A 26,575-nucleotide genomic window follows, 5' to 3' on the forward strand; every position below is an offset into this window, starting at 1 on the left:
GCCGTCATGACGGTCATGGAGCAGCGGGGCGCGTACCGGCCCACACCGCCGCCCGCCTGGCAGCCCCGAACCGACCCCGCGCCGCTGCTGCCCGACACGGAGCCCTACCGCGTCCTCGGCACGAAGGCCGCGGACCGCGCCGACACCGAGCTGCTGCGCACGCTGTACGCCCGGCTGGTGCGCGGCCGGCGCTACAACGCGCAGGCCACGGCGCTCACCAAGCAGGGCCGGCTGGCCGTCTACCCCTCCAGCACCGGCCAGGAGGCGTGCGAGATCGCCGCCGCGCTGGCCCTCGAGGAGCGGGACTGGCTCTTCCCCAGCTACCGCGACACCCTCGCGGTCATCGCGCGCGGCGTCGACCCCGTCGAGGCCCTCACCCTGCTGCGCGGCGACCGGCACACCGGCTACGACCCCTACGAGCACCGGGTCGCCCCGCTGTCCACGCCGCTGGCCACCCAGCTGCCGCACGCCGTGGGTCTCGCCCACGCCGCGCGCCTCAAGGGCGACGACGTGGTCGCGCTGGCCATGGTCGGCGACGGCGGCACCAGCGAGGGCGACTTCCACGAGGCGCTGAACTTCGCCGCCGTCTGGCGGGCCCCGGTCGTCTTCCTCGTGCAGAACAACGGCTTCGCGATCTCCGTCCCGCTCGACAAGCAGACCGCCGCCCCGTCGCTGGCCCACAAGGCCGTCGGCTACGGGATGCCCGGCCGCCTGGTCGACGGCAACGACGCCGCCGCGGTGCACGAGGTCCTGTCCGACGCCGTGCGCCACGCGCGCGCGGGCGGCGGTCCCACCCTGGTGGAGGCGGTGACGTACCGCGTCGAGGCGCACACCAACGCCGACGACGCCACCCGCTACCGGGGCGACGCCGAGGTGGAGACCTGGCGCCGGCACGACCCGGTCGAGCTGCTGGAGCGGGAGCTGACCGAGCGCGGCCTGCTCGACGAGGACGGCATCCGCGCCGCCCGCGAGGACGCCGAGACCATGGCCGCCGACCTGCGCGCCCGCATGAACCAGGACCCGGAGCTGGACCCGCTGGACCTGTTCGACCACGTCTACGCCGAGCCGACACCGCAACTGCGCGAGCAGCAGGCTCAGCTGCGCGCGGAGCTGGCGGCGGAGGCCGGGTCCGAGGCGGGTTCCGCGTCCGGCACGCAGGAAGGCGGACACCGATGACCACCGTCGCCGTCAAGCCGGCCACCATGGCGCAGGCCCTCACCCGCGCACTGCGCGACGCCATGGCCGCCGACCCGGGCGTGCACGTCCTCGGCGAGGACGTCGGCACCCTCGGCGGCGTCTTCCGGGTCACCGACGGGCTCGCCGCCGAGTTCGGCGAGGACCGCTGCACGGACACGCCGCTCGCCGAGGCCGGCATCCTCGGCACGGCCGTCGGCATGGCGATGTACGGGCTGCGCCCGGTCGTCGAGATGCAGTTCGACGCCTTCGCCTACCCGGCGTTCGAGCAGGTCGTCAGCCATGTCACCAAGATGCGCAACCGCACGCGCGGGAAGATGCCCCTGCCGCTGACCATCCGCATCCCCTACGGCGGCGGCATCGGCGGCGTCGAGCACCACAGCGACTCGTCCGAGGCGTACTACATGGCGACTCCGGGGCTCCATGTCGTCACGCCCGCGACCGTCGCCGACGCCTACGGGCTGCTGCGCGCGTCCATCGCCTCCGACGACCCGGTGGTCTTCCTGGAACCGAAGCGGCTGTACTGGTCGAAGGACACCTGGAACCCCGAGGAGCCGGCGTCCGTTGAGCCGATGGGCCGCGCGGTGGTGCGGCGCTCCGGCCGGAGTGCCACGCTCATCACGTACGGGCCGTCGCTGGCCGTCTGCATGGAGGCGGCCGAGGCGGCCCGGGCCGAGGGGTGGGACCTCGAAGTCGTCGATCTGCGCTCCCTGGTGCCGTTCGACGACGAGACGGTGTGCGCTTCGGTGCGGCGGACGGGACGCGCGGTCGTCGTCCACGAGTCGGGTTCCTTCGGGGGCCCGGGCGGGGAGATCGCGGCCCGGGTCACGGAGCGCTGCTTCCACCACCTGGAGGCACCGGTGCTGCGTGTGGCCGGGTTCGACATCCCGTACCCCCCGCCGATGCTGGAGCGTCACCACCTGCCCGGTGTGGACCGGATCCTGGACGCCGTGGGGCGCCTGCAGTGGGAGGCCGAAAGCTGATGGCACACGCTTCTGACGGGCAAGTTCTGGAGTTCAAGCTGCCCGACCTCGGCGAGGGGCTCACCGAGGCGGAGATCGTGCGCTGGCTGGTCGAAGTCGGCGACGTGGTCGCCGTGGACCAGCCGGTCGTCGAGGTCGAGACGGCCAAGGCGATGGTCGAGGTGCCCTGCCCCTACGGCGGTGTGGTCACCGCCCGCTTCGGCGAGGAGGGCGCCGAGCTGCCCGTGGGGGCGCCGCTGGTGACCGTGGCGGTGGGCGGGGGCCCAGCGCCCGCCACCGGCCCGGCGCGGGACTCCGAGACACCCGCGGAGGACGCGGAGGAGAGGAAGGCGGAGGGCTCCGGCAACGTCCTGGTCGGCTACGGCACCTCCGAGGCGCCCGCGAGGCGGCGCAGGGTGCGGCCCGAGCCCCGGGTCACCACCGGTGCGTCCGGGCGGGCGAACGGCCGGGCGAACGGCCGGGACCTCGGCACCGAGGCGGCGGGCGGACCGGTGCGTACGGCCGAGCCGGTGGACGGACCGGTCCCGGTCATCTCCCCGCTGGTGCGCAGGCTGGCCCGGCAGCACGACCTGGACCTGCGTGAGCTGACCGGTTCGGGACCGGACGGGCTGATCCTGCGCGCGGACGTCGAGTACGCGCTGCGTGCCGCCGCCGTGCAGGGCGGTCGTACGGCGGACCTGGAGGCCGGGACGAGCCGGGTGCCGGATGCCGCGTCCGCCGCCGGGTCCTCCGCCTCGGGCTCCGAAGGCACCCGCGTCCCCCTCAAGGGCGTGCGCGGAGCCGTCGCCGACAAGCTCTCCCGCAGCCGGCGCGAGATTCCGGACGCGACCTGCTGGGTGGACGCCGACGCGACCGAGCTGATGCGGGCGCGCACCGCGATGAACGCGTCCGGCGGCCCGAAGATCTCCCTGGTCGCCCTGCTGGCCCGGATCTGCACGGCCGCCCTGGCCCGCTTCCCGGAGCTGAACTCGACGGTCGACACCGAGGCCCGGGAGATCGTCCGGCTGGGCGGGGTCCACCTCGGCTTCGCCGCCCAGACGGACCGGGGCCTGGTCGTGCCCGTCGTCCGGGACGCGCACACTCGGGACGCCGAGTCGCTCACCGCGGAGTTCGCCCGGCTGACCGAGGCCGCCCGCACCGGCCGGCTGACGCCGGGCGAGCTGACCGGCGGCACCTTCACGCTGAACAACTACGGCGTGTTCGGCGTCGACGGCTCCACGCCGATCATCAACCACCCCGAGGCGGCCATGCTCGGCGTCGGCCGCATCGTCCCCAAGCCGTGGGTGCACGAGGGCGAGTTGGCGGTGCGTCAGGTGGTGCAGCTCTCGCTCACCTTCGACCACCGGGTGTGCGACGGCGGTACGGCGGGCGGTTTCCTGCGGTACGTGGCGGACTGCGTGGAACAGCCGGCGGTGCTGCTGCGGACCCTGTGACCGGGGTGACGACGCCCCCGAGGTGACGGTGGTGTCCGCACCCGCTCCGATCACACGGGCTCCCCCGCGTTCCCTGTGATCGCGCGGGGCCCCATACTCGGGGGGTGACCGCGTACGAGCCCCCCGGCGACCCAGGCACCGGCACCGATTCCGGCCCCGCCGGGTACGACGCCGTCGTGCTCGCCGGCGGGGCCGCCCGGCGGCTCGGGGGTGCGGACAAACCCGGTCTGCGGGTGGGCGGCCGCCCCCTCCTCGACCGGGTGCTCGCCGCCTGCGCCGGGGCCCGGACCACCGTCGTCGTCGCCGACGTCCGGCCCACCGCGCGCCCGGTGACCTGGGCGCGCGAGGACCCGCCCGGTGGCGGACCGCTCGCCGCCCTCGCCGCCGGACTGCGGCACACCACCGCGGAGGACGTCGTGGTGCTCTCCGCCGACCTGCCGTTCCTGGCCGGACCGACCGTGGGGCGCCTGCTGTCCGCCCTCGCCGCGGGCAATGCCGACGGGGTGCTGCTCACCGACGCCGACGGCCGCGACCAGCCTCTCGTCGCCGCCTACCGCGCGTCGGCGCTGCGTCGCGGACTGGCCGCGCTCGCCCGGGACCGTGAAGAGCCGACGGGCCGACCGGACTTCACCGGGCTGCCGCTGCGCCGCCTGACCGGCGCGCTGCGCCTCACTCGCGTCCCGGACGCCGTCGCCTCCTTCGACTGCGACACCTGGGACGACCTCGCCACCGCAAGGGCACGCATCAGGGAGCATGGTCACGTGTTGGATGAATGGATTTCCGCAGCCAAGGACGAGTTGGGCATCGACCTGGACGTCGACACCGGGATCCTGCTCGATCTCGCGCGCGACGCCGCCCACGGGGTGGCGCGGCCGGCCGCCCCGCTGACCACCTTCCTCGTCGGCTACGCGGCCGGGCGGGCCGGCGGAGGGCCCGAGGCCGTCGCCGAGGCCGCCCGCAAGGCCGCGGCCCTCGCCCAGCGCTGGGCGGAGGAGGCCGCCGACACCGGGTCCGCCCCCCTGCGGGGCAAGCCCGACGTGGCACCCGACGCCACCCCCGACACCCGCCCGGACGCGTGATGACCTCCCCCGGCACGCGGGCCGACGCGGACGCCGAGGACCTCGACGTCGAGGAGGCGCTCGCCCTCGTGAGGGAGAACCCCGGCCACGGCAGCCACGGCAGCCACGGCGGCCACGGACGACGCGACGGACACGGCGGCCACGGCGGCCACGGCGGTCAAGGCGCGCCCACCCCGCACCACCCGGCGGACGCCCACCACCAGGCCACCCCCTGGCCCGAGGCCAGGGCGACCGCCGGGCGTGCCGCCCGCACCGCCGCCCGTGCCGCCCGCCGCACCCCCGTCGCCGTGCCCCTCGACGCGGCCCTCGGCCTCACCCTGGCCGCACCCCTGGCCGCCCTCACCGACCTGCCCTCCTTCGACACCTCGGCGATGGACGGCTGGGCGGTCGCCGGACCGGGCCCCTGGGCGGTGCGCGACGAGGGGGTCCTGGCCGGCCACGCGGCGCCCGCGCCCCTCATCGACGGCGAGGCCGTCCGTATCGCCACCGGCGCACGGATCCCCCCGGACACCACCGCCGTCCTGCGCACCGAGCACGGCCGCTCCGACGAACGCGGACGCCTGCACCCCACCCGCGAGGTCGTCCACGGCCAGGACATCCGCCCCCGCGGTCAGGAGTGCCGCAGCGGCGACCAGCTGCTGCCCGTCGGCACCCTCGCGACCCCGGCGGTCCTGGGGCTGGCGGCGGCCGCCGGATACGACACGCTCACCGCGGTCCCCCGCCCCCGCGTCGACGTCCTCGTCCTCGGCGACGAGCTGCTCACCCAGGGCCTCCCGCACGACGGCCTCATCCGTGACGCGCTCGGCCCGATGCTGCCGCCGTGGCTGCGCGCCCTCGGTGCCGAGGTCCGCACCGTCCGCCGGATCGGCGACGACGCCAAGGCCCTGCACCGCGCCGTCACGACCTCCGAGGCCGACCTGATCGTCACGACCGGCGGCACCGCCGCGGGCCCGGTGGACCACGTCCACCCGACCCTGCGCCGCATCGGCGCCGAACTCCTCGTGGACGGCGTCAAGGCCCGCCCCGGCCACCCCATGCTGCTGGCCCGCCTCAAGGACGACCAGCACCTCGTCGGGCTGCCCGGCAATCCCCTCGCCGCCGTCTCCGGACTGCTCACCCTCGCCGAGCCGCTGCTGCGCACGCTCGCCGCCCGCCCGGCGCCCGAGCCGTACACGCTGCCGCTGCGGGACGCGGTGCACGGGCACCCGTACGACACCCGGCTCGTGCCCGTCGTGCTGCGCGGCGAGGGGGCCGTGCCGCTGCACTACAACGGTCCGGCGATGCTGCGCGGCATCGCGGCCGCCGACGCGCTGGCCGTCGTCCCTCCGGGCGGCGCGAGGTCGGGTCAGGAGGCCGAGCTGCTCGACCTGCCCTGGGCCACCGGCGGAATCGGGGTGTGTTTCACGTGAAACTTCCGGGCCAGGACGCGATCGCCCGCCAGGCGGACGAACACCTGGTGACCCACAAGGTGAAACTCCCCAGGAAACTGGTGGAGCACCCGTTCCGCCAGGTCGCCAAACGGCTGTCCGTGGCCCTGGTGGTCCTCGTGGTGACGGCCTTCGTCGTGTACGTCGACCGCGACGGCTACACCGACAACTCCGACGGTTCCGTCGACCTCCTCGACGCCTTCTACTACGCCACCGTCACCCTCTCCACCACCGGGTACGGCGACATCACACCGGTCAGCGACTCCGCCCGGCTGACCAACATCTTCGTCATCACGCCCCTGCGCGTGCTGTTCCTGATCATCCTGGTCGGCACCACGCTGGAAGCCCTCACCGAGCGCACTCGGGAGGAGTGGCGCCTGAACCGCTGGAGGTCCGCCTTGCGAGATCACACCGTCGTCGTCGGCTTCGGAACCAAGGGGCGGTCGGCGATCCAGACCGTCTGCGCGACCGGGCTGCGCAAGGACCAGGTGGTCGTGGTCGACCCGAGCGGCAAGGCCATCGAGGCCGCGACGGCCCACGGCTACGCGGGCGTGGTGGGGGACGCGACCCGCAGCGACGTACTCAACCGGGCCGAGGCGTACCGGGCGAAGCAGATCATCATCGCCACGCAGCGCGACGACACGGCCGTGCTGGTCACGCTGACGGCCCGGCAGCTCAACCGCGGGGCGAAGATCGTGGTCGCGGTCCGCGAGGAGGAGAACGCACCGCTGCTGAAGCAGTCCGGCGCCGACGCCGTGATCACCAGCGCCAGTGCCGCGGGGCGGCTGCTCGGGCTCTCCGTGCTCAGCCCCGCCGCCGGCATGGTCATGGAGGACCTGATCAGCCAGGGCAGCGGACTGGACCTCGTCGAACGGCCGGTCATAAAGGCCGAGGTGGGCAAGAACCCCCGGGAGATGGACGACCTGGTGGTGAGCGTGCTGCGCGGGCACCGGGTGCTGGGCTACGACGACCCGGCCGTGGGCGGGCTGGAGCTGACGGACCGCCTGATCACGATCGTACGGGCGACGCCGGCCACCCATGTGGCGCCGGACGCCCGCCCGCTCCCCCGCGACTGAGCCGCTCCGCACGACCCGGTCGCGGGGCACGCTCCCGCGGGGCGCACTACTTGCGGTTGTAGAGCCGCATCGTGACCGGTCCGAAGACCAGCAGGAACAGGGCCGCCCAGCCCAGCGTCCAGGCGATCTCGGCGCCGGGCCAGTCGCCCGCCATCAGGCCGCGCACCGCGGACGCCAGGTGGGTGATCGGGCTGTTGTTGACGAAGGCCTGCAGCCAGCCCGGCATGGTCTTCGGGTCGACGAAGACGTTGGACAGGAAGGTGAGCGGGAAGATCACCATCATGCTGACGCTCATCACCGACTTCTCGGTGCGCAGCATCAGCCCGAACATCGTCCAGATCCACGAGAAGGCGAACGAGAAGATCAGCAGCAGCGCGATCCCGGCGACCACGCCGACGAACCCGCCGTCGGGCCGGTAACCGAGCAGCAGTCCGACGGCGAGCATGACGATGGACGCGATGGTGTAGCGCAGGGCGTCGCCGAGGAGGTAGCCGACCATCGCCGAGGGCCGCCAGATCGGCAGCGAGCGGATGCGGTCGAAGACGCCCTTCTCGATGTCGATGTTCACCGAGACCCCGGTGTACATCGTGATCATCACGACCGACATCACGAGGATGCCCGGCAGTACGAACTGGATGTAGTCACCGGGCGAACCCGCCAGCGCACCGCCGAAGAGGTACGTGAACATCAGCAGGTTCATGATCGGGAAGGCGGTGACGTCGAAGAGCTGCTCCGGCACGTGCTTGATCTTGAGGATCGCGCGCCAGCCGAAGGTCAGGGACGTGGACCAGGCGCTGGGCCGCGGCGGCCGCTCCCTGGTCACCAGCAGGGCCGCCAGCGACTCGGTGCTGACCGGGGAGAGACCCTTGTCCTCGGTGCTCGTGGCCGTGCTCATGCCGCCACCTCGCCCTTCGTGTCGGTGCCGGAGTCGCCGTCGGTGCTCTGGCCGGTGTCGTGCCCGGTCAGCGCCAGGAAGACCTCGTCGAGGCTGGGCTGTCCCAGGGAGAAGCTGTCGACGGTGATGCCGGCCCGGGCCAGCTCACCGAGCGCCTTGGCCGCCTGGTCGGCGGCGGTGTCACTGGCCGCCGCCCCGAGGCGCGCGGTCAGCGCCACCGGGTCGGGCTCCGGCTGCACCTCGGCCACCAGCAGGTTCCGCAGGAGGCGCTCGGCCTCGGGCCGCTCCTCCGCGTCCCGCAGCCGCAGGTGGACGGAGCCGGCGCCGACGGAGGACTTCAGCTCGCCCTTGGTGCCCTCGGCGATCACCCGCCCCTTGTCGATGACGGCGATCCGGGACGCCAGCTGATCGGCCTCGTCCAGGTACTGCGTGGTCAGCAGCACGGTCGTGCCCTGGGCGACGACCGCCCGCACGATGTCCCACACCTGGTTGCGGCTGCGCGGGTCGAGTCCGGTGGTGGGCTCGTCGAGGAAGAGCAGGTCGGGGGTGTTGAGGATGGAGGCGGCGATGTCGATGCGCCGCCGCATGCCGCCGGAGTAGTGCTTGACCTGCTTCGCCGCGGCGTCCGTCAGGCCGAAGGCCGCCAGCAGCTGGTCGCCCCGCTCCCGTGCGGCCGCCTTGCCGTGGCCGAGGAGCCGGCCCAGCAGGACGAGGTTCTCGGTGCCGGTGAGGTCCTCGTCCACGGACGCGTACTGCCCGGTGAGGCTCACCCGGCCGCGTACCTCGTCCGCCTCGTGCACCACGTCGTGACCGAAGACGCGGGCGTGGCCGCCGTCCGGCCGCAGCAGGGTGGCGAGCATCTTCACCGTGGTGGTCTTTCCGGCGCCGTTCGGGCCGAGGACGCCGTAGACCGTGCCGGCGGGCACGGCCAGGTCGACCCCGTCCACGGCCCGGGTCTCACCGAACGTCTTCACCAGCCCCGCGGTCTCGATGGCGAGTCCGGACGTGTGCGTGCTCATGCTGTGGGTCCTTCCGCGTTCATGGTGTACGCGTTCTTGGGCTACGCATGGGAAGACCTTTACCGTCGCGCAAACTCATCGCCGACGCACGGGGATTTTCCGGCGGGGGAGGACGGAGGGCATCAGGAGTAGCGTCGCCCTCATGCATGCGATCACGATTCCCGAACCCGGAGGCCCCGAGGCGCTGGTGTGGGCCGAGGTCCCCGACCCGCAGCCCGGCGAGGGCGAGGTCCTGGTCGAGGTGGCGGCCAGCGCCGTCAACCGCGCCGACATCATGCAGCGCCAGGGCTTCTACGACCCCCCGCCCGGCGCCTCCCCGTACCCCGGCCTGGAGTGCTCCGGCCGCGTGGCCGAGGTCGGCCCCGGTGTGTCCGGCTGGGCCGTCGGCGACGAGGTGTGCGCGCTGCTCGCGGGCGGCGGCTACGCCGAGAAGGCCGTCGTCCCGGCCGGCCAGCTGCTGCCGGTGCCGCAGGGCCTCGACGTGAGGCGGGCGGCGGCGCTGCCCGAGGTGGTCTGCACCGTCTGGTCGAACGTCTTCATGGTCGCCCACCTGCGCCCCGGCGAGACGCTGCTCGTGCACGGCGGCTCCAGCGGCATCGGCACCATGGCGATCCAGCTCGCCAAGGCCGTCGGCGCGAAGGTCGCGGTGACGGCCGGCACCAAGGAGAAGCTGGAGCGCTGCGCCGAGCTGGGCGCGGACATCCTGATCAACTACCGGGAGCAGGACTTCGTCGCCGAGGTGAAGGACGCCACCGGCGGCGCGGGCGCCGACGTGATCCTGGACAACATGGGCGCGAAGTACCTGGACCGCAACGTCCAGGCCCTCGCCGTGAACGGCCGGCTCGCGATCATCGGCATGCAGGGCGGCCGGAAGGGCGAGCTGGACATCGGCACGCTGCTCGCCAAGCGCGCCGCCGTCAGCGCCACCTCGCTGCGGGCCCGCCCCCTGGAGGAGAAGGCGGCGATCGTGGCGGCCGTCAAGGAGCACGTCTGGCCGCTGTTCACCGGGGGACACGTCCGCCCGGTCGTCGACCGCGAGATGCCGCTGAGCGAGGCCGCCGAGGGCCACCGCGTGGTGGAGGAGAGCGGGCACATCGGCAAGGTGCTGCTGGTCACCTCGTAGGCGACGCACGGCCGGGTCGCGGTGCCGGGCGGTCCCTACCCCCGGCGCAGGCGCAGTCCCACGAGGCCGAGCGCCAGGCCGAGCCCGATGAGCACCAGCCCGCTGCCCAGCGGCAGCACCCGCAGTACGGGCTCGGCGGCGGCCCGGGTAGGCGTGCCGCTCTGCGACGGGGACCGGGACGGGGTGGCCGGGAGCACCTCCGCCGCCTCGGTCCGGTCGGGCGACAGAACGGTGGCCGGGTCGTCCTCGGGGACACCGTCGCCGCCGTCCCCGTACCGGCCGGCGTCCTCGTCCGCGCCGTCCCGCTCCGGCGCCCGCTCCTCGGCGCGACCGGGCCGCTGCCTTCCCTCACCCGGCCGGCTCCCGGCCCGGGACGGCTCGGGCCCGCCCTCGGTACCGGACGCCGACGGCGAACGGGACGGGGACAGGGAAGGGGAAGGCCGGGAGGGCTTGGCCGAACCGCGCCCCGCGCTGCCGGCCGGACCGGAGTCCTCGGCCGGCCGGGAGACGGACCCGGCGTCCGGGCGCTCCGTACGGTCGTGGCCGTCGGGGCGCCCGGGACGTGCGAGACCGCCCCGCCCGTCATGGGTGCCGGAGCCGTCCGGGACGGGGGCCGCCCCCGGCGCGGAGGGCTCCGGTGACGGCGCCGCCGTGAACGGCGCCACCACCGCCGGGAGCCCGGCACCGTGGGCCGGCTCCGCCCCGAACGGCGCCACCACAGCCCCGGCCCCCAGGGCGCCCACCAGCCCCGTCGCCCGCAGTGTGCGCAGCCATGGAGTCACGTCCGTGACCCCCTCCCGATGATGAGCAGCCGTGGAAACCGACGCAGCGAAATCGACGGAACAAGCCTCACACCGGCCGGCGAGACCGGCATTCCGGGCGCCGCCGAACGCGTCGGGGCGGCTTCCGCGGGGGGCACCGCCCGCCCGGGGCCCGGGGGTACGAGACAATGGCGGCATGGAGATGCCGAGGAACGACAGGTCGCCGGAGAACCCCCAGATCCTGGTCGTCGGCCAGGACGGAATGGCGCTCAGCGGCGGCGGGGACGACGACTCCCGCGAGATTCCGGTGACCGAGCAGGTGGAGCAGCCCGCCAAGGTCATGCGGATCGGCAGCATGATCAAGCAGCTGCTGGAAGAGGTGCGGGTCGCCCCCCTGGACGAGGCGAGCCGGGTCCGGCTCAAGGAGATCCACGCCAGTTCGGTGAAGGAGCTGGAGGACGGTCTGGCCCCGGAGCTGGTGGAGGAGCTGGAGCGGCTCTCCCTGCCCTTCACGGACGACGGCACCCCGACCGACGCGGAGCTGCGGATCGCGCAGGCCCAGCTGGTCGGCTGGCTGGAGGGCCTCTTCCACGGCATCCAGACCACGCTGTTCGCCCAGCAGATGGCCGCGCGGGCCCAGCTGGAGCAGATGCGCCGCGCGCTTCCGCCGGGCGCCGTCCCGGAGGGGGAGGAGCCCCCGCACCCGGGCGGCCGTTCCGGCGGCCCCTACCTGTAGGACCCGTAGGAACGACGACCACCGACACGGCGAAGGGCCCGGCAGCACGCGCTGCCGGGCCCTTCGCGGTGCCGGTGGCCGTCACCTCACGGGCGGCTCATGCGGACGGCGGGTTGCCCGTCGAGACCTTGAGCTGGATCTCCGGCATGTTCTCCGGGTCGACGTCCGTGCCGGCGGTGGGGAACTGGTCCCGGACGGAGCCCTCGCCGTAGGTGTTCTCGTCGACCTCGACGACCTTCATCTGCCAGCCCGCGGCGTTGAAGCACTCCTTGACCGAGCCGATGTACTTGAACGTGAAGTTCGGCACCTTGATCTTCTCGGGGTCGTTGTACGACTCCTCCGGCTCGGTGCACTCGTCCTTCTCGATCGTCTTCTCCTTGTCGGGCCCGCGGTAGCCCGCCGCCTTCGACGGCGACGCGGAGACCGACGCGGTCGAGGAGCCGCCGCCACCGGCTTCCGGGTCCTCGTCCCCGCCGCCGTTCATCAGCAGCGCGCCGATCAGCCCGCCGACGGCCACGACGGCGACCACGATCGAGCCGATGATCACCGGCTTGTTGCTCTTGCCGCCCGGGGAACCGGAGCCGGAGCCCTGGGCCGACGGCGTCAGGTTGTACGGCGGCGGCGTGGCCGCGCCCTGCTGCTGCCCGTACGGCGAAGGGGTCGGCGTCTGGTAGCCCGCCTGCTGCGGATAGCCGTACGCCGGCGAGTGCGCCGCGGGGGCCGGGGTGCCGTACGGGTTCGGGCCGGGGGACGGCGTCGGCTGGTAAGGCGTCTGGACGGGGCCGGTGGGCCCCGGGGTGCCCTGGCCGACCGGCGGGAACACGGCGGAGCCGACGCCCGCGCCGCTCGACGTCCGGGCGCCGGGCACGATGCTCGGCGGGGCCGCCTGGAAGGAGGCCGCCACCCGCAGGCACTCGTCGCGCATCGCCTCGGCGCTGGGGAAGCGTTCGTTGGGGTTCTTCTTCAGCGCCCGGGCCACCAGCGCGTCCACCGCCGGGGGCAGGGCGCGGTTGACGGTGGACGGGGCCACCGGCTCCTCCTGCACGTGCGCGTACGCGATCGCCAGCGGCGAGTCGGCGTCGAACGGCAGGCGCCCGGTGACCAGTTGGAACAGCATGATGCCGACCGAGTACAGGTCGGAGCGGGCGTCGACGCCGCGGCCGAGGGCCTGCTCCGGCGAGAGGTACTGCGGGGTGCCGACGACCATGCCGGTCTGCGTCATCGAGGTCACGCCGGACTGCATGGCGCGGGCGATGCCGAAGTCCATCACCTTGACCACGGCGCGCTTGGTCATCATCACGTTGCCCGGCTTGATGTCGCGGTGGACCAGGCCCATCTCGTGGCTGATCTCCAGCGCGGCCAGCACGTCAGCGGTGATCTTCAGCGCCTTGTCGGCGGGCATCGCGCCCTGCTGCCGCACGTCCTCGTCGAGCACGGAGCCCAGCGGCCGGCCCTCGACGTACTCCATGACGATGTACGGCGTCGTCATGGAGTCCAGCTCGTCCTCGCCGGTGTCGAAGACCGAGACGATGTTGGTGTGCGTGAGCTTGGCCACGGCCTGGGCCTCGCGGCGGAAGCGCTCGCGGAAGGCCTGTTCGCGACCCAGCTCGGTGTGCAGTGTCTTGATCGCGACCTGGCGGTCGAGCACCGAGTCGTACGCCAGGTGCACGGAGGCCATACCGCCCTCGCCGAGCAAGTCGCGCAGCTGGTAACGGCCGCCGGCGAGAGCCCGCCCCGCATACCGTCCCTGTCCGGCGTCCTGGCTCATGTCTCTGCGTCCCCCATAGGCGGCGGGCGCCGGTGGCAGCGGCACGCGCGCTCGTGATCGAAAGTGCTATTCCCGGCCAAGTCTGCCCCAGGGCACCGACACGTCAAGCGCGGTGCCCGTTCCGTGACCGTACGCGAAAGAAGCGTCGCGGAAGCGTTACAGCCGGCGTACTGCCGCTACACGGAATTTGCACGAGAGTACGGAACCAGGGTTTCATGACCGGTCCGTCTCATGTCCGGTCCCCGCGCCCATCTCGGACCGGAGGCCCCCGCGAAGGCTGTAGCGTGGCCGACGGAGACCGTAACAACACCGCGCGTACCGCGGGCAGAAACGACGGCGAGGACTGATGGCACAGCAGCAGCGCGCCCAGGGCCCGTCCGAACCCGAGGCATCTGGCGGCGGTATGTCTGACGCGCCGGAGAACTGGGGCAACGGCGGCCTGGTCGGCGACGGCCGGTACCGGCTGACCCGCAGGCTCGGGCGGGGCGGCATGGCCGAGGTGTTCGCCGCCGAGGACGTCCGCCTCGGGCGCACCGTGGCGGTCAAGCTGCTGCGCGCCGACCTCGCCGAGGACCCCGTCTCCAAGGCCCGCTTCACGCGCGAGGCCCAGTCGGTGGCCGGCCTCAACCACCACGCCATCGTGGCCGTGTACGACTCGGGCGAGGACGTCGTCGGCGGCCAGTCCGTGCCGTACATCGTGATGGAGATCGTCGAGGGGCGCACCATCCGCGACCTCCTCCTCAACGCCGAGGCTCCCGGCCCCGAGCAGGCGCTGATCATCGTCTCCGGCGTCCTGGAAGCGCTGGCCTACTCGCACCAGCACGGCATCGTGCACCGCGACATCAAGCCCGCCAACGTCATCATCACCAACGCCGGCGCGGTCAAGGTGATGGACTTCGGCATCGCGCGCGCCCTGCACGGCGCCCAGTCGACGATGACGCAGACCGGCATGGTCATGGGTACCCCGCAGTACCTCTCCCCCGAGCAGGCCCTCGGCAAGGCCGTCGACCACCGCTCCGACCTGTACGCGACGGGCTGCCTGCTCTACGAACTCCTCGCGCTGCGGCCCCCGTTCACCGGGGAGACCCCGCTGTCGGTGGTCTACCAGCACGTGCAGGACATCCCCACGCCCCCGTCCGAGGTCTCCGACGCCACCCCGCCGGAGCTGGACGGCCTGGTGATGCGCTCGCTGGCCAAGGAGCCCGACGACCGCTTCCAGACCGCCGAGGAGATGCGCGGCCTGGTCCAGTACGGGCTGCAGATGCTGTACGAGCAGGGCGGCCACACCGGCACCTGGAACACCGGCCCGGTCGCCGCGCACGACGGCCGGCACACCCCGTCGGCCGGGCTCGCGGGTACGACGGTGATGCCGCACCCCGCCGACCACGGGGCGTCGGGCACCCAGCAGATCCCGCAGCCGATCCTGCCGGGCCGCTACGACCGGGACGACGGCGGCTTCGAGGGCGGCGGCAACAAGGGCGGCGGCCGCGGCAGGCTGTGGATACTGGCCGTCTTCGCGGTGATCGCCATCGCGGCGGGCGTCGCGCTCGCCCTGAACAACGGCGACGACGGCAAGGGCGGCAAGGAGACGGACACGACCCCGTCGGCGACCACCTCCCAGAGCACCGGCGAGGAATCGCCCAGCTCCTCGCCCAGCGACGAGGCGACGCAGGAGACCACCGACCCGGGCACCGAGCAGGGCTCGGGCGGGGGCGGCACCGGCGACGGGGACTGGGACAAGCCGTACACCCCGACGTGGTCGCCTTCGCAGACCGCGACGGACGATCCGACGGGGGAGCCGACCGACGGCCAGACGGACCCGTCCACGCCGACGGACGGTGGTGAGACCCCCGGCGGCGGTGAGTCTCCTGGTGGTGGCGAGTCTCCCGGCGGTGGGGAGTCTCCCGGCGGTGGCGAGCCGACGGGCGGCGCGACCGGTGCCCCGGGCGGTTCCGAGGGCGGCGAGGGCTGACCCGTACCGCGATCCCTACGCGCGTGTGCGGCCCGGAGACGGGCTTCACGCGCGCGTTGCGTTGCGGGTACGCCGCCCCGGGGAGGTCACAGCGGCCCCGCCGACCCGTCCGTGAAGTGCACCGTGCCGAACTGCGGGTCCACGCGCAGGTAGGCGGGCTCGAAGGGCTCGCCGTCCACCCGGTCCGGCGTCGGACCGAACCGCTCCAGCTCGGCGGTGCTCGGCTCGTGGGTCTCGCACCGGCCCACGACCTGCACGGTCCACAGGCTCTCGCCGGGCCGCGCGGAGGTCAGGTTGTCCGCTCCGTACGCGACGACGCTCCCGGCGCACACCCGGTGGTAGCCCCAGCTCCTGGGCATGCGCAGCAGGACCCGGCCGTCGGCCACGATGTGCCGCGCGTGGGCGAGGAAGGGCAGGGCGCGCAGGGTGGTGGCCGCCCGGCCGTAGGCGGTGCGGCCGAGCAGGCCGACGGCGAGCTGTTCGTCGGAGGGCATGGTCTCACTGTGCGGGAGCCCGGGGCCCGGGAACAGGGCCGCCCGCCCCGGCAGGAGGGGACGTAAGTCCCGAGTAAGTCCGTCAGCGGTTCTCGGCCTCCAGGCGGGCCACGAAGGCGGCCGCCTGGGAACGCCGCTGCATGCCGAGCTTGCCCAGCAGGCTCGACACGTAGTTCTTGATCGTCTTCTCGGCCAGGTGCAGCCGCTCGCCGATGGCGCGGTTGGTCAGTCCCTCGCCGATCAGGTCCAGGATGCGGCGCTCCTGCTCGGTGAGGTGGGCCAGCCGGCCGTCCGGCTTCGCTCCGCCGTCGCGCAGCCGCTCCAGCACGCGCGCGGTGGCCGCCGGGTCGAGCAGCGACTTCCCGGCCGCCACCTCCCGCACGGCGCCGAGCAGCTCGGCGCCGCGGATGTCCTTGAGGACGTACCCGGAGGCGCCCGCCATGATCGCGTCGAAGAGGGCCTCGTCGTCGGCGAAGGAGGTCAGCATCAGGCAGCGGACGGACTCGTCCCGGGAGCGGATGTCCCGGCAGACCTCGACGCCGCTGCCGTCGGGCAGCCGCACGTCCAGCACCGCGACGTCCGGGCGGGTGGCCGTGACCCGGGCCTGCGCCTCGGCGGCCGTACCGGCCTCGCCCACCACCTCGATGTCGGCCTCGCCGGAGAGCAGATCGTGCACCCCGCGCCGGACCACCTCATGGTCATCGAGGAGGAATACCCGGATTTTTCCGTCTTCGCGCACGCGGTCAGTCTCACACACCGACTCTTCCCGTGCCCGGGGTGGCCGGGATAACGTGCCGTTGTTCCGGCCCCCTGCAAGGCTGTGACCAGTAAAACTTCCGCCCTTCGCCGATTTACTTGGAAATCCGAGTAAAAACGCAGGTCAGGAGGGGTTTCACAGAAATGTGGAGCACTGGGTAACGTGCTGTTCGCAGGGCGCTCGCCGGGGCACCTGTCACGCCTGTTCCCGATCGGGCCGCACCCACCCTTGTGCGTCCGCCGGGCCGCAGGTGAGCCGCACTGGCTTCCGGCGAACCCGGGGGCCGGACCGACGGAGGAGCACACGTGACCGAGAGCACTGCCGCGCGCAAGCCGCGACGCAGCGCCGGAAGCAAGGCGGCCGGCACCACCGGCACCAAGGCGGCCGGGACCACCGGCAGCAAGGCCGGCACCGGCAAGCGCACGACTCGCACCACCAGCACCACCCGTACCGCTGCCAAGAAGGGCTCCGAGACGGAGCTGGTGCAGCTGCTGACGCCCGAGGGCGAGCGCGTCGAGGACGCCGCTCACGCCGAGTACGCCTCGTACGTCGCCGACATCACCCCGGACGAGCTGCGCGGCCTGTACCGCGACATGGTGCTCACCCGGCGCTTCGACGCCGAGGCCACCGCTCTGCAGCGCCAGGGCGAGCTGGGCCTGTGGGCCTCCCTGCTGGGCCAGGAGGCCGCCCAGATCGGTTCCGGCCGGGCCACCCGCGAGGACGACTACGTCTTCCCGACCTACCGCGAGCACGGCGTCGCCTGGTGCCGCGGGGTGGACCCGACCAACCTGCTCGGCATGTTCCGCGGCGTGAACAACGGCGGCTGGGACCCCAACAGCAACAACTTCCACCTGTACACCATCGTCATCGGCTCGCAGGCGCTGCACGCCACGGGCTACGCGATGGGCGTGGCCAAGGACGGCGCCGACTCCGGCGTGATCGCGTACTTCGGCGACGGCGCCTCCAGCCAGGGCGACGTCAGCGAGGCGTTCAACTTCGCCGCCGTCTACAACGCGCCCGTGGTGTTCTTCTGCCAGAACAACCAGTGGGCGATCTCCGAGTCCAACGAGAAGCAGACCCGGGTGCCGCTCTACCAGCGCGCCCAGGGCTTCGGCTTCCCCGGCGTCCGCGTCGACGGCAACGACGTGCTGGCCTCCCTCGCGGTCACCCGCTGGGCCCTGGACCGCGCCCGGCGCGGCGAGGGACCGGCGCTGATCGAGGCGTACACGTACCGCATGGGTGCCCACACCACCTCGGACGACCCCTCCCGCTACCGGCACGACGACGAGCGCGTCGCCTGGGAGGCGAAGGACCCGATCCTGCGCCTTCGCCGCTTCCTGGAGTCCGCAAACCACGCGGACGAGGGATTCTTCGCGGAACTGGAGGCCGAGAGCGAGACGTTGGGCAAACGAGTGCGCGAAGTGGTCCGTGCCATGCCGGACCCGGACCGGTTCGCCATCTTCGAGCACGCGTACGCGGACGGACACGCGCTCGTGGACGAGGAGCGGGCCCAGTTCGCCGCCTATCAGGCATCGTTCGCAGACGCAGAGGGGGTCTGACATGGCCAAGGAAAAGATGGCGCTGGCGAAGGCGATCAACGAGTCGCTGCGCCGCGCGCTGGAGTCGGACCCCAAGGTCCTGATCATGGGCGAGGACGTCGGCAAGCTCGGCGGCGTCTTCCGGGTCACCGACGGCCTGCAGAAGGACTTCGGCGAGGACCGGGTCATCGACACCCCGCTGGCCGAGTCCGGCATCGTCGGCACCGCCATCGGCCTGGCCCTGCGCGGGTACCGCCCGGTGGTGGAGATCCAGTTCGACGGCTTCGTCTTCCCGGCCTACGACCAGATCGTCACCCAGCTGGCGAAGATGCACGCCCGTTCGCTGGGCAAGGTCAAGATGCCGGTCGTCATCCGCATCCCCTACGGCGGCGGCATCGGCGCGGTCGAGCACCACTCCGAGTCCCCCGAGGCGCTCTTCGCGCACGTGGCGGGCCTGAAGGTGGTCAGCCCGTCGAACTCGGCGGACGCGTACTGGATGATGCAGCAGGCCATCCAGAGCGACGACCCGGTGATCTACTTCGAGCCCAAGCGCCGGTACTGGGACAAGGCCGAGGTCGACGCCGAGGCGATCCCGGGCCCGCTGCACACCGCGCGCGTGGTGCGCGAGGGCACCGACCTCACGCTGGCCGCGTACGGTCCGATGGTGAAGCTCTGCCAGGAGGTCGCCGACGCGGCCGCCGAGGAGGGCCGCTCCCTGGAGGTCGTCGACCTGCGCTCGATCTCGCCGGTCGACTTCGACACGGTCCAGGCGTCGGTGGAGAAGACCCGCCGCCTGGTCGTGGTCCACGAGGCGCCGGTGTTCCTGGGCTCGGGCGCGGAGATCGCGGCCCGGATCACGGAGCGCTGCTTCTACCACCTGGAGGCTCCGGTGCTGAGGGTCGGCGGCTACCACGCCCCGTACCCGCCGGCCCGCCTGGAGGAGGAGTACCTGCCCGACCTGGACCGGGTACTGGATGCCGTCGACCGCTCGCTGGCGTACTGAGGAGGGGAGCGTGACGACGATGACGGACAGCTCCGTGCGTGAGTTCAAGATGCCCGACGTGGGCGAGGGACTGACCGAGGCCGAGATCCTCAAGTGGTACGTCCAGCCCGGTGACACCGTCACCGACGGGCAGGTGGTGTGCGAGGTCGAGACGGCCAAGGCCGCCGTCGAACTGCCCATCCCCTACGACGGCGTGGTCCGCGAGCTGCACTTCCCCGAGGGCACCACGGTCGACGTGGGTACGTCGATCATCGCGGTGGCCGTCGGCGACGGCGCGGCGGCGGCAGCGGAGCCGGTGCAGGAGGCCGTGGCGGAGGAGGCCGTGGAGCCCAAGCCGGAGGGCCGCCAGCCGGTCCTGGTCGGGTACGGGGTCTCCACCTCCTCGACCAAGCGCCGCCCCCGCAAGGGCGCGGAGGCCCCGGCCGCCGCGCAGACGCCGGCGGCGGCGATCCAGGCCGAGCTGAACGGCCACGGACCCGCAGCACCGGCCGCCCCGGCAGCACCGGCCGCCCCGGTCACCGGTGACCGCCCGCTGGCCAAGCCCCCGGTGCGCAAGCTCGCCAAGGACCTCGGCGTCGACCTGGCGACCGTGGTCCCGTCCGGCCCGGACGGCATCATCACCCGCGAGGACGTGCACGCGGCGGTGTCGGCGCCCGAGCCGGCCCAGGCGGCCCCGCGTTCCGAGCCGACCGCGCCCGCCCCGTCCCCGACGGCGGCACCGGCGTCGTACGACACCACGCGCGAGACCCGCATCCCGGTCAAGGGCGTGCGCAAGGCGACGGCGGCGGCGATGGTCGGCTCGGCGTTCACCGCGCCGCACGTCACCGAGTTCGTGACGGTCGACGTGACGCGCACGATGAAGCTGGTCGAGGAGCTGAAGCAGGACAAGGAGTACACGGGCCTGCGCGTGAACCCGCTCCTCCTGATCGCCAAGGCCCTCCTCGTCGCGATCAAGCGCAACCCGGACATCAACGCGTCCTGGGACGAGACGGCCCAGGAGATCGTGGTCAAGCACTACGTCAACCTGGGCATCGCCGCCGCCACCCCGCGCGGCCTGATCGTCCCGAACATCAAGGACGCCCACGCCCGGACCCTGCCGCAGCTGGCGGGGTCGCTGGGCGAGCTGGTGTCGACGGCCAGGGAGGGCAAGACCTCCCCGGCCGCCATGCAGGGCGGCACGGTGACCATCACCAACGTCGGCGTCTTCGGCGTCGACACCGGCACGCCGATCCTCAACCCGGGCGAGTCCGCGATCCTCGCGGTCGGCGCGATCAAGCTCCAGCCTTGGGTCCACAAGGGCAAGGTGAAGCCCCGCCAGGTCACCACCCTCGCCCTGAGCTTCGACCACCGCCTGGTCGACGGCGAGCTGGGCTCCAAGGTCCTCGCCGACGTGGCGGCGGTCCTGGAGCAGCCGAAGCGGTTGATCAGCTGGGCCTGAGAGCCTCGAACCGGGTAACTTCATGAGGGAGGGGCGCCGCAAGTTGGAGTTGCGACGCCCCTCTTGTCGTACCGGGCTCAGCCCCGGTGCAGCACGTACACCGGAGCCCCGTCCTCGGCCCCGCCCCGCGAGCGGATGCAGGCATGGGTGCGCAGCAGCCGCAGGCATGCGTTGACCCGCCGCACGGAGAGCCCCGTACGGGCGGCGATCGACTCCAGCGGCTCCCGCAGCTCACCCCTTTCCACGAGCACCGGTGCGATGGCCCGGGCGACCGTCCACACGTCCTCCGTCACGGACAACCGCTGCCTCCAGTCGGCCAGTACGGTCTCCGTGGTCGGTAGCGGGGCGAGGTGGCCGCGGAGTGCCCCTTGGTGGAGAACCAGGGTGTCGAACCGGTCCGCGATGCGCTCCAGGGCGTGCACCATGGCCTGTTGCACGGCAAGGGTGGCCTGTTGCACGGCGAGGGTGGCCTGCTGCGTGGACAGCATCTCCTTCTGCAACGCGATCGACGTACGTTGCCCTTCCGCCAACTCCTCGTCCAGCTTCAGGTTGTGCGCCTCCAGCCGGACGATGGCATCGGCCACCTGGTCCGGCATGGCGTAGGCGATGGGGGCACCAGGCTCGATGGGCTGCACCTCGGCCTCGTCCAGAGAGTACGAACCTTCGCGCTGCACGGTCTCGACGACTTCCGCGACCCACTGCTTGAAGGGGGCGCAGGCCGGTTTGGTGCAGGCGTTGACGAGCAGGATGAGACCTTGCAGATCAATGAGTTGCAAGTCTCGTCGCCACTTCCTACCTGCGGGAATGCTGAGACTGTGACTTCCAGTCACAGTCTCGAGACTGTCTCGGTGTTCCTCCGGTACGTGGTCGAGAAGGGCCTTTCGGGTCGTGGTGTATCCCAACTCCTTGCACACGTCCGCCGCCGGAAACCAGTGGCTTCCACCCGGCATGGTCAGCCTGCGCACCCGGGCGCCGGTCGCCGCGTAGACGAAGTCGCTGACGTCGATCGCGTCGTTCTGCTTGGCGAAGTTCTTTCGTTCGCTCGGTTCGTTCATGCGAACCACCTCCGTCGCGGAACGTAGGGCGGAGTCAGGGGCATATGCCAGCCAGATCCGCGAATGTTCACGACTGCGAGCGAAGATGATCGAAAGAGCTGCGGCGGCCGCCGAGGGGCGTGTAACAGGCCCCCGGGGCCGCCGTGTTCAGCCCCGGGTTCGGTTCGTGCGGAGGGTGTTGAGGAGGGCTGCGCCGCGTTCGGCGTCGTCGATGCTGATGGCGAAGTCGCTTCGGCGGCCCCGGGGGCGTATGACCAGGCACTCGCCGGTGCGCAGCATGACCGTGGTGCCGCGGCCGCTGAGACGGTAGCCCCAGCCGCCGACCTCGGCGGGGCGGCGGACCTCCATCCGGGCCGTGTCGATGTCGCCGGGTGCCCAGCGGCGTCCGGGCCAGCCGAGCGGGCCGAAGGAGACCTCCAGGCCGCGTTCCGAGACGCGGGCCTGGACCGAGGAGAAGACCGCGCAGGCCAGGGACCCGGCGGCGCAGCCGGCGAACAGTGCCCACAGGGTGCCCGGGGCGGCCACGCCGCCGGCCAGCGCGACGAGTGCGCCCACGGCCACCAGGCCGATCGCGGCCGCGAGCAGTTGGAGCCAGGGATTGGCGGTGCGGGAGAACCAGACCAGGCGGCGGCCCTTCGGGATGTCCAGCGCGGGGGTGCCCTCGTCGGGTGTGGTGGCGTCGTCGGTGCCGCGCCGCCGGGTGACGAGCAGCCATGCGGCCACGCCCGCGAGTACGGCCGCGGCCAGGATCGCGACGACCCAGGCGGTGGGCTGACGGGCCTCGTGCCAGTCCGCGCGGTCCAGGTTGGCCCGGATGACCGCGGCCTGCGCGCCGGTGAGGACGATGCCCATGGGGAGCAGGGTCACGGTGGTCCAGGGACGGGCCGGGGGGCCCGCCCGCATCAGGGGGACGGTGACCGCGGCCGCCGTCACCAGCCAGATCAGCGCGGGGACGAGGGACGCCGCCCACAGGGGCATCGAGCCGTTGGGCGCTTCGCCGTCCAGGCCCCAGTGGGTCGCCAGCCGGTCCGGCAGCCGGTCCCGCGCCAGCAGCGGCATCGCGGCGAGCACCGCCGTGACCCCGGCCGTCCAGACCGCCGCCGTCGTACGCCGCACCGCTGTCGTGTCCTTCATGGCATCCCCCTGATCATGTCGACGAGATCGGTCCTGCTGTAGCCCAGCCGAGCCGCCTCGGCGAGCAGTTCCCGTACCCGGATCTGCAGTTCGGAGTGGGGCCGGGCGCCCTCGGCCACCGTCACCCCCCGGCCCCGGCGGAATTCCAGCAGGCCCTCGTCCCGCAGGCCGCGCAGGGCGCGCAGCACGGTGTTGACGTTGACGTCCAGGGCCTCGGAGAGGTCGCGGGCCGAGGGCAGGCGGTCCCCGGGGGCGCACTCCCCCTCGGCGATGGCGCGCCGGAGGGCGCCGGCCACCTGTTCGTGCAGGGGGCGGGTGTCGGTCTTGTCCAGACTCAGCAGCATGGTGCTAATGAAACTATCACCATGTGCTTCATCGGTACAGGGAGAGCGGCGCGGCGAGAAGGGCCCGCCGCGTCGGCGGCGGGCCCTTCGTGGAGGTGCGGTGGCGGTGGCGGTGGTGGGGGGGGGCTACTTCGTGAACGCGTGGTTCATGAGCCTCGTGGCGTCCTTGGCGCGCTGCGCCGACGACGAGGACGCCAGGACCGTGCCGATCACCGTCTTCCCCTTCCGGGTCGCGGCGAAGACCAGGCAGTACTTGGCCTCGGGCCCCGACCCGGTCTTCACGCCGATCGCTCCGCGGTAACTGCCGAGCAGCGTGTTGGTGTTGGTCCAGGGCGCCATCGTGCGGGTGCCGCCCTTCTTCGTCCTCGTCTTCGCCGTGTACTTCCTGGTCTTGACGATGGTGCGGAAGGTGGAGTTCTTCATCGCGCTGCTCGCGATTTTCGTGAGGTCGCGCGGCGTGGAGTAGTTCTTGCCGTTGCCGATGCCGTCGAACGAGTCGAAGTGCGTGTTCTTCAGGCCGAGGCTCTTGGCGGTCGCGTTCATCTTGCCGATGAAGGACTTCACCCGCGCCGCCCGCGTCCTGCCCGAGCCGAACTTGTCGGCCAGCGCGTACGCGGCGTCGCAGCCGGAGGGCAGCATCAGCCCGTACAGCAGCTGGCGGACCGTCACCTTGTCGCCGACGATCAGGCGGGCGGACGAGGCGTTCTTCGACACGATGTAGTCGCTGTACGCCATCTGAATCGTGACCTTCGCGTCCAGGTTCAGCTTCGGCTGGGAGAGGACGACCTTGGCGGTCATGATCTTGGTCGTGGAGCCGGTGGAGCGCCTGGTGTCGGCGGCCTTGGTATAGAGCGACCGGCCGGTCGCGTTGTTCATCACGTAGCCGCCCTTGGCGGCGATCGAGGGCACGGCGGCGGCCCGTACGGGGGCCGCGGGCGCGCGGTCGGGTGCTGCGGCCTGCGCGGGAGCGGCGGCGAGGACGCCGGTGGCGAGGACGGCGGCGCCGGTCAGGGCGGCGGCGAGGGCCCTGCGCGGACGGACGGCTGCGGTGGCGCCCGGAATGTCATTCATTGAGTCGATTACCCCGATTGCGGTGAATTCCCCTGGAACGCGGCCGAGTCGTGGTCGGTGGAGCGGCGGCCGCGACAGTCCGACAGCCGAGGGAGGCGAATGGTTGCGCGGCGGGCCGGGGGGAGGCCCGCGGTTCCCCCTGAGGGGTGAGCGGGGCGGATCGGCGTCCGGATGCTGGACCGGATCCCTCTTGTGTCCCTGTTGTATCTATCCTGTCGGCATGACCACGGCAGTGAAGCAACCCCCCGCGGCGGACCGCGTCTACACCCACGTCAAGCAGGGCGTCCTGGAGCGCCGGTACGAGGGCGGGACGCTGCTCACCGAGGGCGAGCTGGCCGAGGCCGTGGGCGTCTCCCGCACCCCGGTGCGCGAGGCACTGCTGCGGCTGGAGGTCGAGGGGCTGATCCGGCTCTACCCCAAGAAGGGCGCCCTGGTCCTGCCCGTCTCCGCGCAGGAGATCGCCGACGTGGTGGAGACCCGGCTGCTGGTCGAGGAGCACGCGGCCAGGAAGGCCGTACCCGCCCCGCCGGGGCTGGTGGAACGGCTGGAGGAGCTGCTCGCCCGGCAGCAGGAGCAGGCCGCCGCCGGTGACTTCGCCGCCGCCTCCGTCACCGACCGCTGCTTCCACGCCGAGATCGTCCGCAGTGGCGGCAACGAGATCCTCTCCCGCCTCTACGACCAGCTCCGCGACCGCCAGTTGCGCATGGGCGTCGCCGTGATGCACTCCCACCCCGACCGGATCGCCCACACCCTCGCCGAGCACGAGGAGATCCTCGACGCGCTGCGCGCCGGGGACGCGGAGGCGGCCGTCGCCGTGGTGGGCCGGCACGTGGGCTGGTTCTCGAACCTGGCGCGGGGGGAGGTCCGATGAGTACGGCCACCTCGGCCGGCCGCGTCCTGCCCGGTGATCCGCCCGGCGGCCGGCGTGCGATCGCGGTGTGGGGCATCGGCGTCTCCGTCTACTTCGTCGCCGTCATCTTCCGTACGTCCCTCGGGGTCGCCGGTCTCGACGCCGCCGACCGCTTCCACGTCAACGCCTCCGCGCTGTCCACCTTCTCCATCCTCCAGCTGCTGGTCTACGCCGGCATGCAGATACCCGTCGGCCTGCTGGTCGACCGGCTCGGCACGAAGAGGGTGCTGGGCCTCGGCGTCGTGCTCTTCACGGCGGGGCAGCTGGGCTTCGCCTTCTCCCCGTCGTACGGCATGGCGCTGGCCTCGCGGGCGCTGCTGGGCTGCGGGGACGCGATGACGTTCATCAGCGTGCTGCGGCTGGGCACCCGCTGGTTCCCCGCCCGGCGCGGGCCGATGGTGGCCCAGCTCGCCGGTCTCGTCGGCATGGCGGGCAACCTGGTCTCCACGCTCGTCCTCGCCCGGCTGCTGCACGGCATCGGCTGGACCGCGGCGTTCGCGGGCAGCGCGCTGGCGGGTGCCGTCGTCTTCGTCCTGCTGCTGCTCTTCCTCAAGGACCACCCCGAGGGCCACGAGCCGGAGCCGCTGCCGCACCAGGGGGCCGCGTACGTACGGCGGCAGATCGCGACGTCCTGGCGGGAGCCGGGGACGCGGCTCGGGCTGTGGGTGCACTTCACCACCCAGTTCCCGGCGATGGTGTTCCTGCTGCTGTGGGGGATGCCGTTCCTGGTCGAGGCGCAGGGGCTGTCCCGGGCCACGGCAGGCACGCTGCTCACCCTCGTCGTGCTGTCCAACATGGCCGTCGGCCTGGTCTACGGCCAGGTCATCGCCCGGCACCACGCGGCGCGGCTGCCGCTGGCGCTCGGCACGGTGGGGGCCACGGCGCTGCTCTGGGCGGCGACGCTGGCCTACCCGGCCGAGCACGCGCCGATGTGGCTGCTGGTGGTGCTGTGCACGGTGCTGGGGGCGTGCGGGCCGGCGTCGATGATCGGCTTCGACTTCGCGCGGCCGGCGAATCCGGCGGAGCGGCAGGGGACGGCGTCCGGGATCACGAACATGGGGGGCTTCGTGGCGTCGATGACCACGTTGTTCGCGGTGGGGGTGTTGTTGGACGCGACGGGGGACGACTACACCGTCGCGTTCTCCTCGGTGTTCGTGTTGCAGGCGCTCGGTGTCACGCAGATTCTGCGGTTGCGTAAGCGGGCCGCGCTGCGGGAGCGGGAGCGGTTGGTCGCGAGCCGGGTGGAGACGGTGCACGTGCCGGTGTAGGCACCCGGCGTGGGTGCGGGCCGGGCTGGGGGCTGCCGCCCCCAGACCCCCGCTTCGGCCTGAACGGCCTCGTCCTCAATCGCCGGACGGGCTGGAA

At 72.7% G+C, this 26,575-nt stretch carries 24 protein-coding genes; 14 read left to right on the plus strand and 10 right to left on the minus strand.

Annotation, left to right across the window (positions count from 1 at the left end; genetic code table 11):
* Positions 1-6 precede the first annotated feature (6 nt).
* From pdhA (ACFV9J_RS09810) to ACFV9J_RS09835, 6 genes are all read left to right on the plus strand, one after another.
* The gene (gene pdhA / locus ACFV9J_RS09810; protein ID WP_385352277.1) at positions 7-1,176 is read left to right on the plus strand and encodes a pyruvate dehydrogenase (acetyl-transferring) E1 component subunit alpha; all 1,170 of its coding nucleotides are present in this window, start codon (positions 7-9) and stop codon (positions 1,174-1,176) included.
* Positions 1,173-2,177 (plus strand): alpha-ketoacid dehydrogenase subunit beta, encoded by a 1,005-nt coding sequence (locus tag ACFV9J_RS09815; RefSeq protein ID WP_385352279.1) that lies wholly within the window; start codon positions 1,173-1,175, stop codon positions 2,175-2,177. The genes pdhA (ACFV9J_RS09810) and ACFV9J_RS09815 overlap by 4 nt, the downstream gene beginning before the upstream one ends.
* The gene (locus tag ACFV9J_RS09820) at positions 2,177-3,610 is read left to right on the plus strand and encodes a dihydrolipoamide acetyltransferase family protein (protein WP_385352281.1); all 1,434 of its coding nucleotides are present in this window, start codon (positions 2,177-2,179) and stop codon (positions 3,608-3,610) included. The genes ACFV9J_RS09815 and ACFV9J_RS09820 overlap by 1 nt, the downstream gene beginning before the upstream one ends.
* 104 nt (positions 3,611-3,714) lie before the next feature.
* Positions 3,715-4,689: an NTP transferase domain-containing protein gene (locus tag ACFV9J_RS09825; protein ID WP_385352283.1), complete on the plus strand. Its 975-nt coding sequence runs from the start codon at positions 3,715-3,717 to the stop codon at positions 4,687-4,689.
* On the plus strand, positions 4,689-6,098 hold the full coding sequence (locus tag ACFV9J_RS09830; RefSeq protein WP_385352285.1) for a molybdopterin molybdotransferase MoeA: 1,410 nt from the start codon (positions 4,689-4,691) through the stop codon (positions 6,096-6,098). Before ACFV9J_RS09825 ends, ACFV9J_RS09830 begins: the two co-directional genes overlap by 1 nt.
* Complete coding sequence (locus ACFV9J_RS09835; RefSeq protein ID WP_385352287.1) at positions 6,095-7,192, plus strand: potassium channel family protein; 1,098 nt, start codon at positions 6,095-6,097, stop codon at positions 7,190-7,192. The genes ACFV9J_RS09830 and ACFV9J_RS09835 overlap by 4 nt, the downstream gene beginning before the upstream one ends.
* 46 nt (positions 7,193-7,238) lie before the next feature.
* Here ACFV9J_RS09835 and ACFV9J_RS09840 read toward each other — a convergent pair whose 3' ends face one another.
* Positions 7,239-8,087: an ABC transporter permease gene (locus ACFV9J_RS09840; protein ID WP_385352289.1), complete on the minus strand. Its 849-nt coding sequence runs from the start codon at positions 8,085-8,087 to the stop codon at positions 7,239-7,241.
* Positions 8,084-9,106, minus strand: a complete 1,023-nt coding sequence (locus ACFV9J_RS09845) for an ATP-binding cassette domain-containing protein (protein ID WP_385352291.1) — start codon at positions 9,104-9,106, stop codon at positions 8,084-8,086. The genes ACFV9J_RS09840 and ACFV9J_RS09845 overlap by 4 nt, the downstream gene beginning before the upstream one ends.
* Positions 9,107-9,248: 142 nt before the next feature.
* Here ACFV9J_RS09845 and ACFV9J_RS09850 point away from each other — a divergent pair, with 142 nt between their 5' ends.
* Positions 9,249-10,229: an NAD(P)H-quinone oxidoreductase gene (locus ACFV9J_RS09850; protein ID WP_385352293.1), complete on the plus strand. Its 981-nt coding sequence runs from the start codon at positions 9,249-9,251 to the stop codon at positions 10,227-10,229.
* Positions 10,230-10,264: 35 nt separating this feature from the next.
* Here ACFV9J_RS09850 and ACFV9J_RS09855 read toward each other — a convergent pair whose 3' ends face one another.
* On the minus strand, positions 10,265-11,011 hold the full coding sequence (locus tag ACFV9J_RS09855; RefSeq protein WP_385352295.1) for a hypothetical protein: 747 nt from the start codon (positions 11,009-11,011) through the stop codon (positions 10,265-10,267).
* A 175-nt stretch (positions 11,012-11,186) separates the two neighbouring features.
* Here ACFV9J_RS09855 and ACFV9J_RS09860 point away from each other — a divergent pair, with 175 nt between their 5' ends.
* Entirely contained in the window at positions 11,187-11,726 is a 540-nt protein-coding gene (locus ACFV9J_RS09860) for a bacterial proteasome activator family protein (RefSeq protein WP_003975113.1), read from the plus strand.
* A gap of 97 nt (positions 11,727-11,823) precedes the next feature.
* On the opposite strand, the gene ACFV9J_RS09865 is transcribed toward ACFV9J_RS09860, so the two are convergent.
* Positions 11,824-13,494 (minus strand): protein kinase, encoded by a 1,671-nt coding sequence (locus ACFV9J_RS09865; protein WP_385352298.1) that lies wholly within the window; start codon positions 13,492-13,494, stop codon positions 11,824-11,826.
* A 346-nt stretch (positions 13,495-13,840) separates the two neighbouring features.
* Between ACFV9J_RS09865 and ACFV9J_RS09870 the strand changes: the two genes are divergently transcribed.
* Positions 13,841-15,466: a protein kinase gene (locus ACFV9J_RS09870; RefSeq protein WP_385352300.1), complete on the plus strand. Its 1,626-nt coding sequence runs from the start codon at positions 13,841-13,843 to the stop codon at positions 15,464-15,466.
* 86 nt (positions 15,467-15,552) lie between these two features.
* Here the strand turns inward: ACFV9J_RS09870 and ACFV9J_RS09875 are convergent, their stop codons facing one another.
* Complete coding sequence (locus ACFV9J_RS09875) at positions 15,553-15,960, minus strand: hypothetical protein (RefSeq protein ID WP_106518357.1); 408 nt, start codon at positions 15,958-15,960, stop codon at positions 15,553-15,555.
* Positions 15,961-16,042: 82 nt separating this feature from the next.
* Complete coding sequence (locus ACFV9J_RS09880; protein ID WP_385352303.1) at positions 16,043-16,699, minus strand: response regulator; 657 nt, start codon at positions 16,697-16,699, stop codon at positions 16,043-16,045.
* A 323-nt stretch (positions 16,700-17,022) separates the two neighbouring features.
* On the opposite strand from ACFV9J_RS09880, the gene pdhA (ACFV9J_RS09885) reads away from it, so the two are divergent.
* From pdhA (ACFV9J_RS09885) to ACFV9J_RS09895, 3 genes are read left to right on the plus strand one after another with little or no spacing between them, the layout of a single operon-like run.
* Entirely contained in the window at positions 17,023-18,276 is a 1,254-nt protein-coding gene (pdhA, locus tag ACFV9J_RS09885; RefSeq protein ID WP_385352305.1) for a pyruvate dehydrogenase (acetyl-transferring) E1 component subunit alpha, read from the plus strand.
* Positions 18,277-18,292: 16 nt separating this feature from the next.
* Positions 18,293-19,258: an alpha-ketoacid dehydrogenase subunit beta gene (locus ACFV9J_RS09890; RefSeq protein WP_385352900.1), complete on the plus strand. Its 966-nt coding sequence runs from the start codon at positions 18,293-18,295 to the stop codon at positions 19,256-19,258.
* 10 nt (positions 19,259-19,268) lie between these two features.
* Positions 19,269-20,696 (plus strand): dihydrolipoamide acetyltransferase family protein, encoded by a 1,428-nt coding sequence (locus ACFV9J_RS09895; protein WP_385352307.1) that lies wholly within the window; start codon positions 19,269-19,271, stop codon positions 20,694-20,696.
* A gap of 77 nt (positions 20,697-20,773) precedes the next feature.
* On the opposite strand, the gene ACFV9J_RS09900 is transcribed toward ACFV9J_RS09895, so the two are convergent.
* The 4 genes from ACFV9J_RS09900 to ACFV9J_RS09915 form a co-directional block, all read right to left on the minus strand.
* Positions 20,774-21,751 carry a BRO family protein gene (locus tag ACFV9J_RS09900; protein WP_385352309.1) on the minus strand — a complete coding sequence of 326 codons (978 nt, stop codon included), beginning with the start codon at positions 21,749-21,751 and terminating at the stop codon, positions 20,774-20,776.
* 147 nt (positions 21,752-21,898) lie between these two features.
* On the minus strand, positions 21,899-22,885 hold the full coding sequence (locus tag ACFV9J_RS09905) for a DUF1648 domain-containing protein (protein ID WP_385352311.1): 987 nt from the start codon (positions 22,883-22,885) through the stop codon (positions 21,899-21,901).
* Positions 22,882-23,229 (minus strand): GntR family transcriptional regulator, encoded by a 348-nt coding sequence (locus ACFV9J_RS09910; RefSeq protein WP_385352313.1) that lies wholly within the window; start codon positions 23,227-23,229, stop codon positions 22,882-22,884. Before ACFV9J_RS09910 ends, ACFV9J_RS09905 begins: the two co-directional genes overlap by 4 nt.
* 126 nt (positions 23,230-23,355) lie before the next feature.
* A complete protein-coding gene (locus ACFV9J_RS09915) occupies positions 23,356-24,300 on the minus strand; it encodes a D-alanyl-D-alanine carboxypeptidase family protein (protein ID WP_385352315.1) in 945 nt (314 codons plus the stop codon).
* A 220-nt stretch (positions 24,301-24,520) separates the two neighbouring features.
* Between ACFV9J_RS09915 and ACFV9J_RS09920 the strand changes: the two genes are divergently transcribed.
* Together ACFV9J_RS09920 and ACFV9J_RS09925 are read left to right on the plus strand one after the other, a co-directional pair.
* The gene (locus ACFV9J_RS09920) at positions 24,521-25,171 is read left to right on the plus strand and encodes a GntR family transcriptional regulator (RefSeq protein ID WP_164276784.1); all 651 of its coding nucleotides are present in this window, start codon (positions 24,521-24,523) and stop codon (positions 25,169-25,171) included.
* Positions 25,168-26,478: a nitrate/nitrite transporter gene (locus tag ACFV9J_RS09925; RefSeq protein WP_385352318.1), complete on the plus strand. Its 1,311-nt coding sequence runs from the start codon at positions 25,168-25,170 to the stop codon at positions 26,476-26,478. The genes ACFV9J_RS09920 and ACFV9J_RS09925 overlap by 4 nt, the downstream gene beginning before the upstream one ends.
* Positions 26,479-26,575: the final 97 nt, after the last annotated feature.

It is taken from the genome of Streptomyces sp. NPDC059906, assembly GCF_042730645.1.
In the GTDB taxonomy this organism is placed as follows: Bacteria; Actinomycetota; Actinomycetes; order Streptomycetales; family Streptomycetaceae; genus Streptomyces; species Streptomyces rubrogriseus.

What these genes read in the sequence shown, in the direction of transcription:
- pdhA (WP_385352277.1), top strand. Translation starts at nt 7, where the DNA reads ATGACGGTCATGGAGCAGCGGGGCGCGTACCGGCCCACACCGCCGCCC.
- ACFV9J_RS09815 (WP_385352279.1), top strand. Translation starts at nt 1,173, where the DNA reads ATGACCACCGTCGCCGTCAAGCCGGCCACCATGGCGCAGGCCCTCACC.
- ACFV9J_RS09820 (WP_385352281.1), top strand. Translation starts at nt 2,177, where the DNA reads ATGGCACACGCTTCTGACGGGCAAGTTCTGGAGTTCAAGCTGCCCGAC.
- ACFV9J_RS09830 (WP_385352285.1), top strand. Translation starts at nt 4,689, where the DNA reads ATGACCTCCCCCGGCACGCGGGCCGACGCGGACGCCGAGGACCTCGAC.
- ACFV9J_RS09840 (WP_385352289.1), bottom strand. Translation starts at nt 8,087, where the DNA reads ATGAGCACGGCCACGAGCACCGAGGACAAGGGTCTCTCCCCGGTCAGC.
- ACFV9J_RS09845 (WP_385352291.1), bottom strand. Translation starts at nt 9,106, where the DNA reads ATGAGCACGCACACGTCCGGACTCGCCATCGAGACCGCGGGGCTGGTG.
- ACFV9J_RS09850 (WP_385352293.1), top strand. Translation starts at nt 9,249, where the DNA reads ATGCATGCGATCACGATTCCCGAACCCGGAGGCCCCGAGGCGCTGGTG.
- ACFV9J_RS09860 (WP_003975113.1), top strand. Translation starts at nt 11,187, where the DNA reads ATGGAGATGCCGAGGAACGACAGGTCGCCGGAGAACCCCCAGATCCTG.
- ACFV9J_RS09865 (WP_385352298.1), bottom strand. Translation starts at nt 13,494, where the DNA reads ATGAGCCAGGACGCCGGACAGGGACGGTATGCGGGGCGGGCTCTCGCC.
- ACFV9J_RS09870 (WP_385352300.1), top strand. Translation starts at nt 13,841, where the DNA reads ATGGCACAGCAGCAGCGCGCCCAGGGCCCGTCCGAACCCGAGGCATCT.
- ACFV9J_RS09875 (WP_106518357.1), bottom strand. Translation starts at nt 15,960, where the DNA reads ATGCCCTCCGACGAACAGCTCGCCGTCGGCCTGCTCGGCCGCACCGCC.
- ACFV9J_RS09890 (WP_385352900.1), top strand. Translation starts at nt 18,293, where the DNA reads ATGGCGCTGGCGAAGGCGATCAACGAGTCGCTGCGCCGCGCGCTGGAG.
- ACFV9J_RS09900 (WP_385352309.1), bottom strand. Translation starts at nt 21,751, where the DNA reads ATGAACGAACCGAGCGAACGAAAGAACTTCGCCAAGCAGAACGACGCG.
- ACFV9J_RS09905 (WP_385352311.1), bottom strand. Translation starts at nt 22,885, where the DNA reads ATGAAGGACACGACAGCGGTGCGGCGTACGACGGCGGCGGTCTGGACG.
- ACFV9J_RS09910 (WP_385352313.1), bottom strand. Translation starts at nt 23,229, where the DNA reads ATGCTGCTGAGTCTGGACAAGACCGACACCCGCCCCCTGCACGAACAG.
- ACFV9J_RS09915 (WP_385352315.1), bottom strand. Translation starts at nt 24,300, where the DNA reads ATGAATGACATTCCGGGCGCCACCGCAGCCGTCCGTCCGCGCAGGGCC.
- ACFV9J_RS09920 (WP_164276784.1), top strand. Translation starts at nt 24,521, where the DNA reads ATGACCACGGCAGTGAAGCAACCCCCCGCGGCGGACCGCGTCTACACC.
- ACFV9J_RS09925 (WP_385352318.1), top strand. Translation starts at nt 25,168, where the DNA reads ATGAGTACGGCCACCTCGGCCGGCCGCGTCCTGCCCGGTGATCCGCCC.